The sequence below is a fragment of the Mucilaginibacter sp. BGA-UO-ETr-C110 genome (assembly GCF_059567985.1).
On sequence record NZ_JCAQPB010000002.1, the window covers coordinates 4,619,803 to 4,635,414 of the forward strand.

Consider the following 15,612-nt stretch of genomic DNA (forward strand, 5'->3'; position numbering starts at 1 on the left):
ATAAAAAAGCCTTCTGGTTTTTGGCAGAAGGCTTTTTTATTAATTTGTCTTTTTAGTGAGCGGTTTTTTATAAACCCGTTTTTTAGTCGGACTAACTACACCCGTTTTGGCCGGGGCATGTTTAGCTTGTTTAACCTGTACCAATTCTATATCAAATATCAATGTGCTGTATGGTGGTATATCCTGACCGGCACCTCTATCGCCATAAGCCAGGGTCGATGGGATGATAAATTTAGCTTTTGAACCTTCGTTCAGTAACAGCAAGCCTTCGTCCCAACCGGGTATCACTTGTTGCCGACCAAGCACTACGCTTATTGGCTTATACTCACGACCTGGTTGATCCAGACCCGCGCTTTTAGCATCGGCTGCAATGCTTGAGTCAAATACTTTTCCATTTAATATACGTCCGGTATAATTTACCAGTACCGTATCGCCGGCTAAGGGTTTGCGTTTTACTGATGGCTTGGTAACCACATATCTTAAACCAGAGCCGGTTGGTATCGCATTTATCTTATTGGCCGCTAAATAACTGTTGGCCTCTGTTAGTTCTTTATCTTTCAGTTTTTGTCCTTCAGTGTTTTTCTCAACAATAGCTTCATTTAACGATTGGATCTTTTCTATCTTAATAACAAAGGTTAAATAACTGCCTTTCGGAAAAAACGGAGGACGTGCTTCTTCATGTCCTTTAAAAACAGAGTCGGTAGGTACTTTGACCAGGGCGCTGTCCTTTGCGCACAGCAAAGGGAAAACTTCCATCAGGTCGCCTACGTTTTGGGAAGCCTGTATTTGCGCCTGTACCGGCTTCCCGGATTTATAGGTGCTGAACAATAGCGAATCTTTATCCGTAGTTTGGATAAAGTTAAAGGTGATCACATCGTTCTGTTTTGCTTTTACGCCGGTGTTGCTGGTAAATATCTTATACAAGGCACCATTGGAGGTCTTTTTCAGATCGGTTACTTGCGCCTTTACGCTTATGGTAAATAAGGCAATCAGGGGCAGGATGAAATAAATAGCACGTTTCATATTAACAAAAAAAAGCCTTTTTGCCCGCGGGCAAAAAGGCTGTGTTCAATTTCTTTTAATTATTTAGCTGGTGGCGGTGTTAAACCTGGTACAACCGGCTTTGGAGCATTAGGATTTGGTTTAACTACATCAACCATATCCATTTCAAACACCAATGGAGAGTATGGGCCAATTGGGCCAATTCCCTGATCTTTATAAGCAATATCAGATGGAATAATAAATATCGCTTTAGCACCTTTGTTTAACAATTGCAAGCCTTCGTCCCAACCTGGTATTACTTTAGCCTGGCCAACCGGAATACGGATAGGCGCAAACTGACGCATTGGATCAACAGGTATTTTCGCTTTAAGAGCTTCTGCTTTAATGCTGGTATCAAATACTTTACCGCTAACCATTTTACCGGTATAATTTACTACCGCGGTATCGCCAACTGCTGGTTTTTCGCCAGTACCAGGGGTGGTAATAACGTATTGCAAGCCAGAAGCTGTTTTGGTCAATGTAAGGTTATGATCGGCAATATATTTTTTGATCTTGGCTGGTTCCTGTGCTTTTAAAGCATCACCTTGTGATTTAATATAATCCATTACACGGCCACGGAACACCTGCTCATTAAGAGCGCCTTTAGCTATTACTTTTTCAACCTTAACTACAAACACCAGGTACTTGCTTTTAAAGCCCGGAGGACGTTGCTGACCACCTTTAAATATCGAATCGGAAGCTATTTTAAAAGTAGCGCTATCACCTTCGCCCAGTAAACCAATACCTGCAACCACATCACCTTTGGCTTGTGGTTTTGGCATAGCCATTCTTGTAGGCTGGCCGCTTTCATAAGTACTGTTCAGCACAGAGTCGCCATCGGTTTTTACCACCATGTTAAGGCTTATAAAATCGCCTTCTTTAATTTTGGCTCCACCTTTAGAAGTGTGAATATTATAAAGCAAGCCGCCATCGCCCTGCTTAAATCCACCGTTGCAACTTGCTAAACCTATAGCCGCAAGAGACAAGAACATCAATTTTCTTTTCATTTTTACTGTTTTACTGTATTAATAGTTTTTTATATTCTGGTAATATTAGTTTAAACTGTTGTATAACCTGTTCAAGGCTGTCTTCAGAATGGCCGCCGGCCGCATTACGGTGACCGCCACCACTAAAGTATTTTTTAACGATCTCATTAGCCGGAAATTCTCCTTTTGAGCGCAGCGAAAGTTTTACCTTATCGCGTCGTTCTACAATAAATGCTGCCAGGCGTATACTCGCCATGGATAAAGCATAGTTCACAATTCCTTCCGTATCTCCGGTATCAACGTCATATTTCTCAAGATCGTCTTTACTAACTGCAATAATAGCAGTATTATATTCGGGCAACACTTCCAGGCAATTGGCCAGGCAATGCCCCAGAAACCTGAGCCGGCCTTCAGACGCGCTATTATAAACCAGCTCATGTATGCGCCAGTTAACCGCGCCCGCGTCAATCAGATCGGCTACTATACGGTGTACGGTTGAGGTAGTATTGGGTAACCTGAATGATGCCGAATCCGTCATGATGCCGGTATACAGGCAGGTAGCTACATCCTTATTAACTAATTCGGGGTGTTGTAACTCATTTACAATAAAATCATAAATAAGCTGGGCGGTAGCACAGGCGTTGATGTTCCAGTGCCGGTAATCATCAAAATCTTCGGGCTCCAGGTGATGGTCGATCATGATCTTGTAGGCACTGCTTGCACCTACCAGCTCACCCATTTGATTGATCCTGCCCAAGGCATTAAAATCCAGACAGAACACGATATCGGCATCAGCAATGAGCGTTGCCGATTGTTCCTGATGCTCGGTATAAATAATAACCTCCTCGTTACCAGGCATCCAACTCAAAAAATCGGGATAATCTGTAGGGGTGATCACCTTAGCATGATGGCCCTGCTGTATCAGATAATTATATAAACCTAAGGACGAGCCCATCGCATCACCATCAGGTTTATGATGGGTAGTGATCACTATTTTTTGAGGCTGTGCTAAAAGTTCTTTAAGCGAGGCTAAATCTAACATCAATTTTAAAAAAGAGTTGCAAAGCTAAATAAATAAATTAAATACAAACCATCTAATTTAATTCAAAACGCTTTATGTTACAGATGTAAAAACCTATTTTTGCGCCAATTTTAAAAAGCAATAATGAAATCATATAGTATCAGGTAATTAGTATCAAGTATCAAGACAGTTTCTAAAAGTGGCATTAATAGCTTGCAAGAAATCATGATACTTGATACTAATTACTTGATACTAATTAAAACAAACCATTTCAATGAAAACCAACAGAACTTTTACCATGATAAAGCCCGATGCGGTAGCAAACGGCCACATTGGTGCGATTATAGACAAGATCACGAAGAGTGGATTCAAGATCATCGCTCTTAAATATACTTCATTAAGCCCCGAAAAAGCAGGCCAGTTTTATGAAGTGCACAAAGAACGTCCTTTTTATAAAGACCTGGTTAGCTTCATGTCATCAGGCCCTATTGTAGCCGCTATATTGGAGAAAGATAATGCTATTGAAGATTTCCGTAAGCTGATCGGTGCTACCGATCCGGCTAAGGCAGAAGAAGGTACTATCCGTAACCTGTTCGCTAAATCAATTGACGCAAACGCTGTTCACGGATCTGATTCTGATGAGAATGCTGATATCGAAGGCAACTTCTTCTTTTCGGCTTTCGAAAGATTTTAACTTTTAGATAACTTACCGGTGTAATTCAGTTAATTACACCGGTAAATGTTATTTTCTTGTTTTATTTTGGTATATGTTTTGTAGATTTACCCAACAGGGTTAATATTACATTTTTATTGAGTTCACCCTGAATTAATAACCTGGTAATTTTTAAAGCTATACTGTATGAAACTATTTCTGAAATGTATCATATACCTCTTACTCATCGTGTGCCTGGCAGCAGCATCTATTCTGCTATATAAAGCCCACCCAGAGGTTCAGCTGGCTTTTATCATTCCGGGCATATTCATTTTTGCCTACTCCATGATCAGTGATGATATTAGCGTAAGGCATAGGCTCCGTTTTTCTAAAGAAAAATAACCTCCTCAACCAGTATCCCGTTTGCTTTTTCGTTTATCTTATCCATGATCTGGGCTCGCATCATCATGAGCTCGTTTTTGATCACCGACGATTCGATACGCAGAAACAATTTTTTATCACGGATAAATAACTCTTTGGTGCGGTTGGCCACAGGTTTACCTACCAGCTCGGGCCAGGCGGCCACTACAGCGGTTTCGTCAAAGCGGCGTTTAATTTTATAAACGTTCAGCATTTGGTCAATAGCATCCTTTAACGATTTGTCATTTGCTTTACGCATCAATTACCCCTCCTGTTACTTTAAATAGTTTTACATCTACGTTTATTCGCTGAAAAATGTCCTGTACGCGATTTACGCTTGTATCGGTGATAAATACTTGTCCAAAATCATTATTGGATACCATTTTCATCAACTTGGTAACGCGTTCATCATCCAGCTTATCAAAAATATCATCCAGCAGCAGCAAAGGTTTAAATCCTTTTTGCTGATATAAAAAAGTGTACTGTGCCAGCTTAAGCGCAATTAAAAACGACTTTTGCTGCCCCTGTGACCCAAATTTTTTCATTGACATACCATGGATGCCAAATTGCAGGTCGTCCTTATGTATGCCCGCGGTGGTACGCTCAAGTGCCCGGTCGCGCTCCACATTCCTTTTTAACAAAGCTGCGAAGTCATCTTGCAACAGTTGTGATTCATAAACCAGTTCAACACGCTCGGCCCCATCACTCAAAAAACTATAATGGCTGTTAAAAATAGCGGTAAAGCTTTCCATAAAAGCTTTGCGTCTTTCAAATATACGGTTGCCGGAGGCCGATAGCTGTTCATCGAGCACTTCCAGCAAGTTGGGGTCGTAACGGCCGGTATCGGCAATCAATTTTAACAGCGCGTTACGATTGGCCAGCACCTTATTGTAGGTAATGAGCTCATCCAGATAATGATTATCGGTTTGCGATATTACATTATCAACAAACTTGCGGCGCTCTTCGCTCCCTTCGGTAATAATGCTGGTATCATATGGAGAGATCATCACCAGTGGCAGCAACCCTATATGGTCGGCCAGGCGCTGATAGTCTTTTTTATTCCGTTTAAACTGTTTTTTCTGGTTACGTTTAACAGAACAGGCCACCGCTTCGGTTTGTTTATTTTTATTAAAAACACCGGTGATGATAAAAAAATCCTCGTCCTGCTTTATCTGCTGGCTATCTATCGGGTTAAAATAACTTTTACATAACGACAGATAATGAATAGCATCCAACAGGTTGGTTTTGCCGGCTCCATTGTTACCGGTAAAGGCATTCACCCCCGCGCTAAACACAAGCTCGGCCTCCTGGTAATTTTTAAAATTGATAACTGACAGCTGCTGCAAATACATAATGGGGAGGCAAATTTAGTTAGAATTGTTCATTAGTTCAGCAGTTCACTGCTTCATTATTTTGTCTGAACCATGATTTGCCAGATTCGGAGAATAAGAGATGATTATTACGAAAAAATCAGGAGAATCCTTTAATTGCATAATCATGGTTCAGAAAAAATAACAGCTTAAATAACCCATTATTCCCCAATAATCTTTGGTATAATTGGGCGTAAAATCATCTCCATAAAGATTTAATACAAAAGCTATTGCCAGAAATTTTGAAAACCGTAACTTTGCACACTTAATTTTAGAACAACAATGTCAAAAACCCAGGCGAACACCAAAGCTGCATCACCAGAAAATAATTTTGGACAAAGCGGAAATTTCGTGCGCGAGAATCAAAAAAGCCTATTATTTATAGGTGGGGCCATCATTGCCCTTATTGCTATTTATCTTTTATATCTGAAATTATATTTAGGTCCGCGCGAAATTCAGGCTGCCGACCAAATGCACGTTGCGCAGGATTTTTGGGCTAAAAAAGATTGGGACAAAGCTATTAAAGGCGATGCCAGCTATCCAGGTTTTGAAAAGATCATTACCGAATACAGCAATACCAAGGCCGCTAACCTGGCTTATTTTTACTTAGGTACCGCTTATTTAAACAAAGGCGAATACCGTAAAGCGCTTGATAACCTGAACAACTATCGTGGCGACGACAGCATGGTAGCTGCCGAAGCGTTAGGTAGCGCGGGTGATGCTTATGTAGAGCTAAAAGATTATGATAAAGCAGCCTCGTCATTTAACAAAGCTGTTGATAAAGCGAAAAACAAATTTTTATCACCTCTTTATTTAAAGAAATTAGGCTTGGTTTACGAAGAGCAAAAAGATAACAAATCAGCCACCGAGGCTTACAAAAGGATAAAATCAGAATATCCTGAAAGTGCAGAAGCACAAAATATTGACGAGTATATAGCTCGTACCGAAGCGAAACTTTAATTCTCGATTTCGGATGTCGAATGTTCGATTTCGGATTTACAGACTTGCAAGGGCCTTTAAATCCAGAATCGAACATTTTTTGTTTATACAGAAACTGAATCCGAAATTCAAATAAAATAAATCATAAATCGAACATCCGAAATCCGAAATAAAAATGGCTACACAGCTTAAAAACCTATCAGATTTTTCAAATACCGAGATCCCATCAGCAAAGCCATACCGCTTTGGTATTGTTGTAGCCGAATGGAATGCCGAAATTACCAATGCCCTTTACCAGGGTGCCTATCAAAGCCTGGTAAATAATGGCGCCCTGCCCGAAAACATTATAGTATACCCGGTACCCGGCAGCTTTGAGCTTACATCGGGCGCCGACCTGTTGTTAAAAAAAGGCGGACTGGAAGCGGTGATATGCCTGGGTTGTGTGATACAAGGCGAAACCCGCCACTTTGATTTTATTTGTAATGCTGTGGCAAATGGTGTAAGTAATGTTGCCATAAAATATTCAAAACCTGTTATATTTGGTGTGTTAACTACTGATAACCAGCAGCAGGCTATTGACCGTGCCGGTGGTAAACATGGTAACAAAGGCGATGAGGCTGCTATTACAGCTATAAAAATGGCCCATCTTGCCGAAACATTAAACAACTGATCAACGTAAAAACCTGTATCAATTAATACGATGAAAAAAATTATTTACATAGCGTTTATAGCCCTGGTAGTTGGATGCACGATCTCGTCATGCTCCAATAAACTATGCCCAGCTTATGGTTCATATCCTAAAAGCCGTCGTTAACAGGCAATTGTCATTTTTTATTTTCATTTAAAGCTATAGGAAGTTTTTTGCGTTATTTTGTGTTTTAATAACACTTATAGCACTGTACACTATATCATTATCTTTATGAATTGGATTTCGTTGGAGTCGGTAGATCAATTGAATAGCATTAAACAGCACCAGGGCTACAGCCTTATATTTAAACACAGTACCCGTTGTTCCATCAGCATGATGGCAAAAAAACGTTTTGAGTTGGACTGGGAAGATCTTCCCGAAGACATGCCCCTTTATTTCTTAGATCTCATCAGTTACCGTGATCTGTCAAAACAAGTAGCCGAAATTTTCCAGGTACACCACGAATCGCCGCAGCTGCTGCTGATCAAAGACGGTGAATGTGTGCTCGATCAGTCACATGGCCAGATCTCGGTTGACGAAGCCCTGTCGGTTTTAAATTAGCAAAGAATTTCAGAAAATAGTATCGGAGGACTTCTCCGCACGCGTCATTGCGAGGCACGAAGCAATTCCTAACTATACAAAAGCGGGCCTACAGATCGGGGATTGCCACGCTACGCTCGCAATGGCGTGGTGCACATTTTGTCTTGTTTCCTGATTCTTGCCTCTTGCTTCAGACCTCTCATTATAATTTATTCGTAAAACTTGTACTATAGCCCATAAAGGGTTATTTGGTTTTTAACTACATTTGTACCATGATTGATTTGCCGGTAATTCCTGCTGTTAGCCAACAACCTCAACGCAAGCCCGATTGGCTTAGGGTAAAGCTTCCTATTGGAAAAGAGTATACGCATGTACGCAGTTTGGTTGATGAACATAAGCTGCACACCATATGCGAGAGTGGTAATTGCCCCAATATGGGTGAGTGCTGGGGAGCCGGCACAGCTACCTTCATGATACTGGGTAATATTTGCACCCGCTCTTGCTCGTTTTGTGCCGTAGCAACCGGCAGGCCTTTGGCTGTTGATGTAGACGAGCCAAACCGTGTAGCTACTTCGGTAAAACTAATGCAGGTAAAACACTGCGTGATCACTTCTGTTGACCGCGACGACCTGAAAGACGGCGGATCCATTATCTGGGCCGAAACTATCAATGCGATACGCCGCGAAAGCCCTGATACTACATTAGAAACTTTACTGCCCGATTTCAGGGGGAACTGGGATAACCTGGCTCGCGTTTTAGAAACTCGTCCTGAGGTAGTATCACACAACCTGGAAACTGTACGCCGCTTGACCAAAGAGGTTCGCATCCAGGCTAAGTATGATCGTAGTCTGGAAGCTTTAAAACATGTATCTGAAGCGGGTTTACGTACCAAATCGGGCATTATGCTGGGTTTAGGCGAAACCGAAGATGATATTTTAGAAGCTATGGACGATCTGCTGGCGGCTGGTGTACACATACTTACTTTAGGCCAGTACTTACAGCCAACACGTAACCACCACCCGGTAATTGACTGGATCCACCCCGATCAGTTTGCCCGGTTAAAACAATTTGGATTAGATAAAGGTTTCAAATACGTAGAGAGCGGACCATTGGTACGTTCATCCTATCATGCAGAAAAGCATCTGTTTGATATGTGATAATTCCTTTATATATTCACACTGTTGAGTAAGAAACATAAAATATCGCTGACCGAGGAGCAGTTGGTTTTTTCATTGAGAAATCATGAGAAAATTGCTATTGAGGCCTTATATGATATGTATTCTGCTGCATTGTTCGGCGTTATTTCACGCATTGTTGTCGACACCGCCATTGCCGAAGATGTTTTACAGGAAACTTTTGTAAAGATCTGGCATTCCTTCTCAAGCTATAGCACCGAAAAAGGCCGCCTGTTTACCTGGATGGTAAATATCGCGCGCAACCTGGCTATAGATAAAATCAGATCAAAGGATTTTAAGAACCAGAATAAAAACCAGGAACTTGAAAATACCGTAAATTCCATTGACGAGCAAAGGAGCACGGTTTACAAGCCTGAGTTGATGGGTGTTAAAGATCTGGTTGATACGTTAAAGCCTGAACAAAAATCAATAATCGATCTGGTGTATTTTAAAGGTTACACGCATGTGGAAGCTGCTGATGAGTTAGGCGTTCCGCTGGGTACCATTAAAACGCGGTTGCGAATGGGTATACAGCAACTCAGAAAACATTTTAATTGAAGTAGTGGAAGATATAAGAGCATATATAGAAACAGGGATACTGGAACTTTACGTTCTGGGGGATGTAACCTCCGACGAAAAGTTGCAGGTGGAAGAGATGGCCAAGAAACATCCTGCCGTAAAAGCGGAACTGGATGAAATTGAGCGCTCCCTGGAACTGTACGCTCAGGAAAATGCGGTTGAACCTTCAGAAAATTTACGTAGCCGGGTAATGGGCAGCATCCTTACCAATTTGGGCGACGATAATAATTTCCCCGAAAAGCCACAGCCGGTTAACCATAATAAGTTGGTGGAATTAACCGCACGTAAGGAAAACAACTTTTATAAATATGCCTTCGCGGCCTGTTTGGCTTTATTGGTAGCCAGCACCATTGCTTTGCTGAGCGTTTACTCGCGTCTGCAACAATCTACCAACCAGTTGGAGGCTATACAATTGCAAAATCAACATTTTAGTAACCGTGTAAATTTAATGGACAGGGAACTGGGCATTTTCCGCGACCCATCTTTTAAATTATTAAAACTACAGGGAACAGCTAAAACCCCGGCATCAGTTGTAATGCTGGCATTTAGCCCTTCCAGGAAAAAAGTAATGATCGACATGGGCAATGTTAAACTGCCCGAGAACGATAAAGACCATCAATACCAGCTTTGGGCATTAGTTGGTGGCAAACCGGTTGACCTGGGTGTTTTTGATGCCAAAAATGATTCGACCGGCATGAAAGAGATGAAGTCGATAGCACTTGCCGATGCTTTTGCCGTGACCCTTGAACCAAAAGGCGGCAGCGTTAACCCTACCATGGATCAAATGATGGTTTTGGGTAAATTCTGATCCACACTATTCCTCTGTTTTATTGCATTTATCATACTATGGTCCCCGTAGTTCATTCCCTATCCCCGACAGTTTTAACAAATTTTAACACAGTTTATACCCCAGTTAAAGCTATTTTAAGCTACTTTTGTAAACAAACCAGTACCTTATCGTGTTATTTAACAATTATTTAACCGAAATCCAGACAAATTATTTGTTTTTTTGTAACTATTAGGGTAGTTGGTGCGTCTTATGTATAGTTAGATCGAAAAACCTAATGAATATCATAAATCTAACGCCATAAATTTGAGTATTTAGTTCTTTATAAGATCAGTTAATAGTTAATCAAAAACGGTTGTATCAATACTTGCAACCGTTTTTTTATGCCATTAGCTTGGCCATGGTAACCGGCAATTGAGTGATAAGCTTGCCCGGCAAAACCACATTTAACCTATTGGGTAATGCCAATTCATCGCCGGCTTTGCCGTGTACATAAATACCAATAAGGCAAGCTTGCAAAGGTGTATATTTTTGAGCCAACAGAGCTGCAATGATCCCCGTCAAAACATCGCCCATACCACCCGATGCCATAGCCGCATTGCCTGATGAATTAAAGTAAGCCTGTCCCTCCGGCGATAGAGTTATGGTATAATCATTTTTTAAAACGATATGGATATTCAATTTTTTAGCCTGCTCCATACCTGTTTGCAACCGTTGCCACCAGTTTTTATGCTCACCAAACAAACGATCAAACTCTTTCATATGGGGTGTTAGCACACTTCCTTGCGGTAATTTTTTCAATAACTCCGGATGTTCTGCCAACAAATTAAGCGCGTCGGCATCAACAACTATAGGCTTTTTATAGTTTTTGATCAATGCCGATAACAATTTAAAGGCATCATCACCTTTGCCCAGGCCAGGTCCAATGGCTATCGAACTAAACTTATCCCATTCAATTTCGGGCAATTCATTTTCGTTACGCACAATGGCCATAATTTCGGGCAGATAGCTGTTCAGGGCAGTAAGTCCGCTTTCGGGTACGCAGGCAGTGGTAAGCCCTGCACCGGCATGAGCAGCGGCAGAAGCAGATAACAGTGCCGCTCCCATGGTTTTGGCCTGCCCGGCTATAATAAGGGCATGTCCGTAAGTACCTTTGTTACTAAAATGTCCCCGTGGTTTCAACCAGGTCTTTGCATCCTTTTCCTCTATAAACTGGTAAGGCGAGTTTATGGATCGTACATATCCCTCGTCAATACCAATATTTACCGCTTCCCAACAATGAATATAGGGTGCCGATTCAGGTAGCAAAAAATTGATCCTTGGTTGCTGAAAGCTGATCACTAGATCGGCTTCAATAGCTATGGCCTCTGGTTGTATTTCTCCATCACAGAAAAGCCCGGTAGGCACATCAACAGCCACAACTGTTTTGTTTAGGGCATTGATATGTTTAACCAATCGCTCATAATCGCCGGTAAGCGGTTTATTTAAACCGCTGCCTAAAAGTGCGTCGATAATGATGGCGCTGTTATCATCAGGGAGCTCTTCTCCCTTATTTATTTCGCTTACCGGGATATCAATTTGTTTTAAACGCTTCAGGTTAATATCAAAATCGGCAGAAGTTTTATCGCTGAAACGCACTATCCTTACGGTTAGTTTTTTATACTGATGCTGATGGAGTATACGCGCGATGGCTAGTCCATCGCCGCCATTATTGCCTGTGCCACAGTAAAAACTGATCGATTGTTTTTTATCCGGAAAATGATTGATAAACCAGCCCACAAACGCTTTGGAAGCCCGCTCCATCAGATCAACAGAGGAGATGGGCTCATGGGCTATGGTATAGGCATCAGCCTGGCGTATTTGTTCGGCAACTAATAAAGGCAGCATATTATTCTAAAGTAAGGAATAATATGTTTTGTTTTTGTAAAGTTCCTAATGCGCAAAACTAAACTTCCCCATCAGCACAGCAGGGTTATTGCCAATGGTCATCGGCTCACCACACAGGGCCTCGTTACCCAGCAAGGCAAATAGTATAGCTTCCTTGGCATCGGGATCAATTCCCAGGCTGCTGGTATCGGCAATTTGGGTATCGGCCAATGCCTGTTTTAAATAATTAACCACAAAAGGATTTCGGGCACCACCGCCGCTTATAAATACATGCAGATCATGGGCCTTGATATTTGTCCGGATAAAATGCTCAATAGCTACCGCGGTAAACATGCTTAAGGTACTAACCAGGTCCTCATTTTTAATGTGTTCCGTCCCGGTTCGTAACTGCGCCTGCTCCACATAGGCCAAACCAAATAATTCGGGACCCGTGGTTTTTGGAGCCGCCTCCTCAAAAAAGGCATGGTTGAGCAATGCCCTGAGCAGGTCTTCATTTACTTTACCACCATAGGCAATAGCCGAATCTTTATCATAAGCCGTATTAAAAAATTTACGACAAGCCGCATCGATCAGCGTATTTCCAGGACCGATATCTGTGCATAAGATTTGATTGGCATCGCCATCAGCAGGCAGATAGGTGAGATTGGCTATCCCTCCTATATTCAATAGTATCCGGTTTTCGCCGGGTTTACTGCCCAACAGCACGTCGCCATATAAAGCCAAAGGCGCGCCTTCACCACCGGCGGCGATATGTTTCTGCCTGAAATCGCTGATGGTTAAGATCCCGGTTTTTACCGCCAGGTGGTCGCCATCTCCAATTTGCAGGGTGGCATTTGGATAATTGGCCCGATGATGCAGCCGTTGCGGCGCATGGTAAATGGTTTGCCCGTGACTGGCTATAAAATCAACCGAACCTGCATCTATTCCCCAGCCGGCCAGCGCTTCCAAAACCAGTTGGCCATGATAGTTACCTATAAAAGCATTCAGTAAAGTTACCTGCTCCAGGTCGGCTGTTTTGCGGGCAAAAACCTGCTGCACTTCATCCTTAAAACTTTGTTGATAGGGTATAGTGATAAATTGCTGTAGCTCGAACTGTGTTTGCAGACCGCTGCCGGTGAAACTGCACAGGGCGATGTCGAGCCCATCCAGCGAAGTACCCGACATGAGACCAATACCCATCTTTTTATTTTTTTGGGCGATATTGAACAGCTGCTGCAGATTTTGATTAAACGGTAACATGGCTTTAAATTACGATTTGTTGCGGGGCTTTGCAAAAGTTAAATTAATAAAAGGCCTCATCCCGACCCTTCTTCAAAGGAGAGGGCTTAACACAAACGTTTGCGAATCAAAGTCCTCTCCTTTGGAGAGGATTTACACTAAATTAATAGCTGCACTACATAAATATCTGATATATTTGTTTTGGAACAAGCATATAAACTTATTAATACTGATACATGGCCCGATTAAATTTATTGGAAGAGACCCGGTACGAGAAGCTGCCGGTAAGCGTTTATGGTACCCAGCAACAAGCCTCGGTAGCGGTGGCGGCTCGCATTGCAGCACTCATCCGCGACAAACAAAGTAAGGGTGAAAAAACCGTGCTCGGTTTAGCTACCGGTGTTACTCCCATCCGCGTGTATGCCGAACTGATTCGTTTGCACAAAGAGGATGGCCTTTCTTTCCGCGACGTGATCACTTTCAATCTCGATGAGTATTTTCCCATGAAACCCGATGCAGCTCAAAGCTACGTGACTTTCATGTATGAGAACCTTTTCAGCCATGTAGATATTGATAAAGCTAACGTACACATCCCTGATGGCACCCTGGATAAAGATGATGTGGTGGCTTTTTGTTTAAATTATGAGCGCCAGATCGAAGAACTCGGTGGTCTTGATCTCCAGATCCTGGGGATCGGTCGTACCGGTCACATCGGTTTTAACGAGCCGGGCTCTGCCCCTAACTCGGGCACGAGGTTGGTGACTTTGGATGACCTGACCCGCAGTGATGCCGCCCGTGATTTTGGTGGTAAAGCCAATGTGCCTACCAAAGCTATCACCATGGGGATCGGTACTATTTTTAAAGCCCGCGAAATTATCCTGATGGCCTGGAGCAAGAAAAAAGCGCCCATCATCAAAAAAGCAGTAGAAGGTGAAATGTCTGGCGAAGTGCCGGCTACTTACCTGCAATTGTCTGACCATGTAGAGTTTGTACTGGATGAGGCCGCTGCTTCGGAACTCACCCGTTTTGATACCCCATGGCTGGTTAAAGATTGTTCATGGGAGGATAATGTGCTGAAGAAAAAAGCGGTGATCTGGCTGGCCGACACGATTGGTAAACCGGTATTGAAGCTGACCGAAGAGGATTATAATAACCATGGCATGGCGCAATTAGCTGTGGAGCAGGGCCCGGTATACAACATCAACATTGATATTTTTAACCAGATCCAGCATACCATTACTGGCTGGCCGGGTGGCAAGCCCGATGCGGATGATTCACAGCGTCCGGAGCGTGCTTTACCTGCCAAAAAACGCTCGATCATTTTTTCTCCGCATCCGGATGATGACGTGATCTCCATGGGGGGTACGTTTATCCGTTTGGTAGATCAGGGGCATGATGTGCATGTAGCTTACCAGACTTCGGGTAATACTGCCGTTTGGGATGATGATGTATTACGTTACATGGAGTTCGCCATTGATTTTACCAACAGTATCGGTGAAGATCCTGGTCACCTGAAAAAACTATATGAAGAGATGCGCGGCTTTTTCCCGCAGAAACAACCCAACCAGATCGATACACAGGAGATCCGCAATGTAAAAGGTTTTATTCGGAAGACCGAAGCGATCTCGGGTGCCCGTTACGCGGGTTTACAGGATGACCATATCCATTTTATGGCTTTGCCTTTTTACGAGACCGGCAAAACCAAGAAAAACGCGGTGGGTGAGGAAGACATTCTCTTAACTATCGAGCTTTTACAAAAAGTAAAACCACAGCAGATCTTCGCGGCCGGTGATTTTGCCGATCCGAATGGTACCCACCTGGTGTGTTTCAACATTATCCTGGCTGCTTTGGCGCGCCTGAAAGGGAAAGAGGCCTGGGTGGATGATTGCTGGTTATGGATGTATCGCGGTGCATGGCACGAGTTTGAAACGTATGAAATTGAAATGGCTGTGCCGCTTTCACCACAGGAGGTGATCCGCAAGCGGAATGCCATCTTTAAACATCAGTCGCAAAAAGATCGTCCTGTGTTCCCGGGTGATGATGCAAGGGAGTTCTGGGTAAGGGCTGAAGATCGTACCCGTGATACTGCACAGCGTTATGACCGCCTCGGACTGGCGGAGTATGAGGCCATGGAGGCGTTTAAGCGGTATAAGTTCTAAAAAACAATATGTCATTGCGAGCGTAGCGTGGCAATCGCGAAATTTACAGAGAGGACTTGCACAGTTCGCGATTGCTTCGTCGTTCCTCCTCGCAATGACATGGTTTTTATGCATTCCATCGGCTGTGTACTCACAGCCGATTTATTTATC

General features: G+C 42.8%; 16 protein-coding genes. 9 read left to right on the plus strand and 7 right to left on the minus strand.

Annotated elements, in window-relative coordinates:
* Positions 1-39: 39 nt before the first annotated feature.
* From AC57BQ_RS19890 to AC57BQ_RS19900, 3 genes are read right to left on the minus strand one after another with little or no spacing between them, the layout of a single operon-like run.
* Complete coding sequence (locus AC57BQ_RS19890) at positions 40-1,023, minus strand: FKBP-type peptidyl-prolyl cis-trans isomerase (RefSeq protein ID WP_496407925.1); 984 nt, start codon at positions 1,021-1,023, stop codon at positions 40-42.
* Positions 1,024-1,082: 59 nt separating this feature from the next.
* The gene (locus tag AC57BQ_RS19895; protein ID WP_496407926.1) at positions 1,083-2,048 is read right to left on the minus strand and encodes an FKBP-type peptidyl-prolyl cis-trans isomerase; all 966 of its coding nucleotides are present in this window, start codon (positions 2,046-2,048) and stop codon (positions 1,083-1,085) included.
* Positions 2,049-2,058: 10 nt separating this feature from the next.
* On the minus strand, positions 2,059-3,069 hold the full coding sequence (locus AC57BQ_RS19900; protein ID WP_496407927.1) for a DHH family phosphoesterase: 1,011 nt from the start codon (positions 3,067-3,069) through the stop codon (positions 2,059-2,061).
* Between the two features lie 253 nt (positions 3,070-3,322).
* Here AC57BQ_RS19900 and AC57BQ_RS19905 point away from each other — a divergent pair, with 253 nt between their 5' ends.
* Both AC57BQ_RS19905 and AC57BQ_RS19910 read left to right on the plus strand, forming a co-directional pair.
* Positions 3,323-3,742 carry a nucleoside-diphosphate kinase gene (locus tag AC57BQ_RS19905; protein WP_166090819.1) on the plus strand — a complete coding sequence of 140 codons (420 nt, stop codon included), beginning with the start codon at positions 3,323-3,325 and terminating at the stop codon, positions 3,740-3,742.
* 165 nt (positions 3,743-3,907) lie between these two features.
* Complete coding sequence (locus AC57BQ_RS19910) at positions 3,908-4,102, plus strand: hypothetical protein (RefSeq protein WP_496407928.1); 195 nt, start codon at positions 3,908-3,910, stop codon at positions 4,100-4,102.
* Here the strand turns inward: AC57BQ_RS19910 and AC57BQ_RS19915 are convergent.
* Both AC57BQ_RS19915 and recF read right to left on the minus strand, forming a co-directional pair.
* Positions 4,089-4,379 (minus strand): DciA family protein, encoded by a 291-nt coding sequence (locus AC57BQ_RS19915; protein ID WP_076376360.1) that lies wholly within the window; start codon positions 4,377-4,379, stop codon positions 4,089-4,091. The genes AC57BQ_RS19910 and AC57BQ_RS19915 overlap by 14 nt on opposite strands.
* Positions 4,372-5,472 carry a DNA replication/repair protein RecF gene (gene recF, locus AC57BQ_RS19920; RefSeq protein ID WP_496407929.1) on the minus strand — a complete coding sequence of 367 codons (1,101 nt, stop codon included), beginning with the start codon at positions 5,470-5,472 and terminating at the stop codon, positions 4,372-4,374. Before recF ends, AC57BQ_RS19915 begins: the two co-directional genes overlap by 8 nt.
* Before the next feature lie 300 nt (positions 5,473-5,772).
* Here recF and AC57BQ_RS19925 point away from each other — a divergent pair, with 300 nt between their 5' ends.
* The 6 genes from AC57BQ_RS19925 (at position 5,773) to AC57BQ_RS19950 (ending at position 10,219) form a co-directional block, all read left to right on the plus strand.
* Positions 5,773-6,450: a tetratricopeptide repeat protein gene (locus AC57BQ_RS19925; protein WP_496407930.1), complete on the plus strand. Its 678-nt coding sequence runs from the start codon at positions 5,773-5,775 to the stop codon at positions 6,448-6,450.
* Positions 6,451-6,604: 154 nt separating this feature from the next.
* Positions 6,605-7,099, plus strand: a complete 495-nt coding sequence (ribH, locus tag AC57BQ_RS19930; protein WP_496407931.1) for a 6,7-dimethyl-8-ribityllumazine synthase — start codon at positions 6,605-6,607, stop codon at positions 7,097-7,099.
* Between the two features lie 249 nt (positions 7,100-7,348).
* Positions 7,349-7,678 (plus strand): bacillithiol system redox-active protein YtxJ, encoded by a 330-nt coding sequence (gene ytxJ, locus AC57BQ_RS19935; protein WP_496407932.1) that lies wholly within the window; start codon positions 7,349-7,351, stop codon positions 7,676-7,678.
* Positions 7,679-7,929: 251 nt separating this feature from the next.
* The gene (gene lipA / locus AC57BQ_RS19940) at positions 7,930-8,814 is read left to right on the plus strand and encodes a lipoyl synthase (RefSeq protein WP_496407933.1); all 885 of its coding nucleotides are present in this window, start codon (positions 7,930-7,932) and stop codon (positions 8,812-8,814) included.
* Between the two features lie 24 nt (positions 8,815-8,838).
* Positions 8,839-9,390 (plus strand): RNA polymerase sigma factor, encoded by a 552-nt coding sequence (locus tag AC57BQ_RS19945; protein ID WP_496407934.1) that lies wholly within the window; start codon positions 8,839-8,841, stop codon positions 9,388-9,390.
* A gap of 4 nt (positions 9,391-9,394) precedes the next feature.
* On the plus strand, positions 9,395-10,219 hold the full coding sequence (locus AC57BQ_RS19950) for an anti-sigma factor (RefSeq protein WP_496407935.1): 825 nt from the start codon (positions 9,395-9,397) through the stop codon (positions 10,217-10,219).
* Positions 10,220-10,579: 360 nt separating this feature from the next.
* On the opposite strand, the gene AC57BQ_RS19955 is transcribed toward AC57BQ_RS19950, so the two are convergent.
* Positions 10,580-12,085, minus strand: a complete 1,506-nt coding sequence (locus AC57BQ_RS19955; RefSeq protein ID WP_496407936.1) for an NAD(P)H-hydrate dehydratase — start codon at positions 12,083-12,085, stop codon at positions 10,580-10,582.
* A 45-nt stretch (positions 12,086-12,130) separates the two neighbouring features.
* A complete protein-coding gene (locus tag AC57BQ_RS19960) occupies positions 12,131-13,324 on the minus strand; it encodes an anhydro-N-acetylmuramic acid kinase (RefSeq protein ID WP_496407937.1) in 1,194 nt (397 codons plus the stop codon).
* Between the two features lie 215 nt (positions 13,325-13,539).
* On the opposite strand from AC57BQ_RS19960, the gene nagB reads away from it, so the two are divergent.
* Positions 13,540-15,462, plus strand: a complete 1,923-nt coding sequence (gene nagB, locus AC57BQ_RS19965; protein ID WP_496407938.1) for a glucosamine-6-phosphate deaminase — start codon at positions 13,540-13,542, stop codon at positions 15,460-15,462.
* Positions 15,463-15,612: the final 150 nt, after the last annotated feature.

Excerpts from the sequence above, each read along its gene's own strand:
- AC57BQ_RS19890 (WP_496407925.1), bottom strand. The coding sequence starts at position 1,023 with ATGAAACGTGCTATTTATTTCATCCTGCCCCTGATTGCCTTATTTACC.
- AC57BQ_RS19895 (WP_496407926.1), bottom strand. The coding sequence starts at position 2,048 with ATGAAAAGAAAATTGATGTTCTTGTCTCTTGCGGCTATAGGTTTAGCA.
- AC57BQ_RS19900 (WP_496407927.1), bottom strand. The coding sequence starts at position 3,069 with ATGTTAGATTTAGCCTCGCTTAAAGAACTTTTAGCACAGCCTCAAAAA.
- AC57BQ_RS19905 (WP_166090819.1), top strand. The coding sequence starts at position 3,323 with ATGAAAACCAACAGAACTTTTACCATGATAAAGCCCGATGCGGTAGCA.
- AC57BQ_RS19910 (WP_496407928.1), top strand. The coding sequence starts at position 3,908 with ATGAAACTATTTCTGAAATGTATCATATACCTCTTACTCATCGTGTGC.
- AC57BQ_RS19915 (WP_076376360.1), bottom strand. The coding sequence starts at position 4,379 with ATGCGTAAAGCAAATGACAAATCGTTAAAGGATGCTATTGACCAAATG.
- recF (WP_496407929.1), bottom strand. The coding sequence starts at position 5,472 with ATGTATTTGCAGCAGCTGTCAGTTATCAATTTTAAAAATTACCAGGAG.
- AC57BQ_RS19925 (WP_496407930.1), top strand. The coding sequence starts at position 5,773 with ATGTCAAAAACCCAGGCGAACACCAAAGCTGCATCACCAGAAAATAAT.
- ribH (WP_496407931.1), top strand. The coding sequence starts at position 6,605 with ATGGCTACACAGCTTAAAAACCTATCAGATTTTTCAAATACCGAGATC.
- ytxJ (WP_496407932.1), top strand. The coding sequence starts at position 7,349 with ATGAATTGGATTTCGTTGGAGTCGGTAGATCAATTGAATAGCATTAAA.
- lipA (WP_496407933.1), top strand. The coding sequence starts at position 7,930 with ATGATTGATTTGCCGGTAATTCCTGCTGTTAGCCAACAACCTCAACGC.
- AC57BQ_RS19955 (WP_496407936.1), bottom strand. The coding sequence starts at position 12,085 with ATGCTGCCTTTATTAGTTGCCGAACAAATACGCCAGGCTGATGCCTAT.
- AC57BQ_RS19960 (WP_496407937.1), bottom strand. The coding sequence starts at position 13,324 with ATGTTACCGTTTAATCAAAATCTGCAGCAGCTGTTCAATATCGCCCAA.
- nagB (WP_496407938.1), top strand. The coding sequence starts at position 13,540 with ATGGCCCGATTAAATTTATTGGAAGAGACCCGGTACGAGAAGCTGCCG.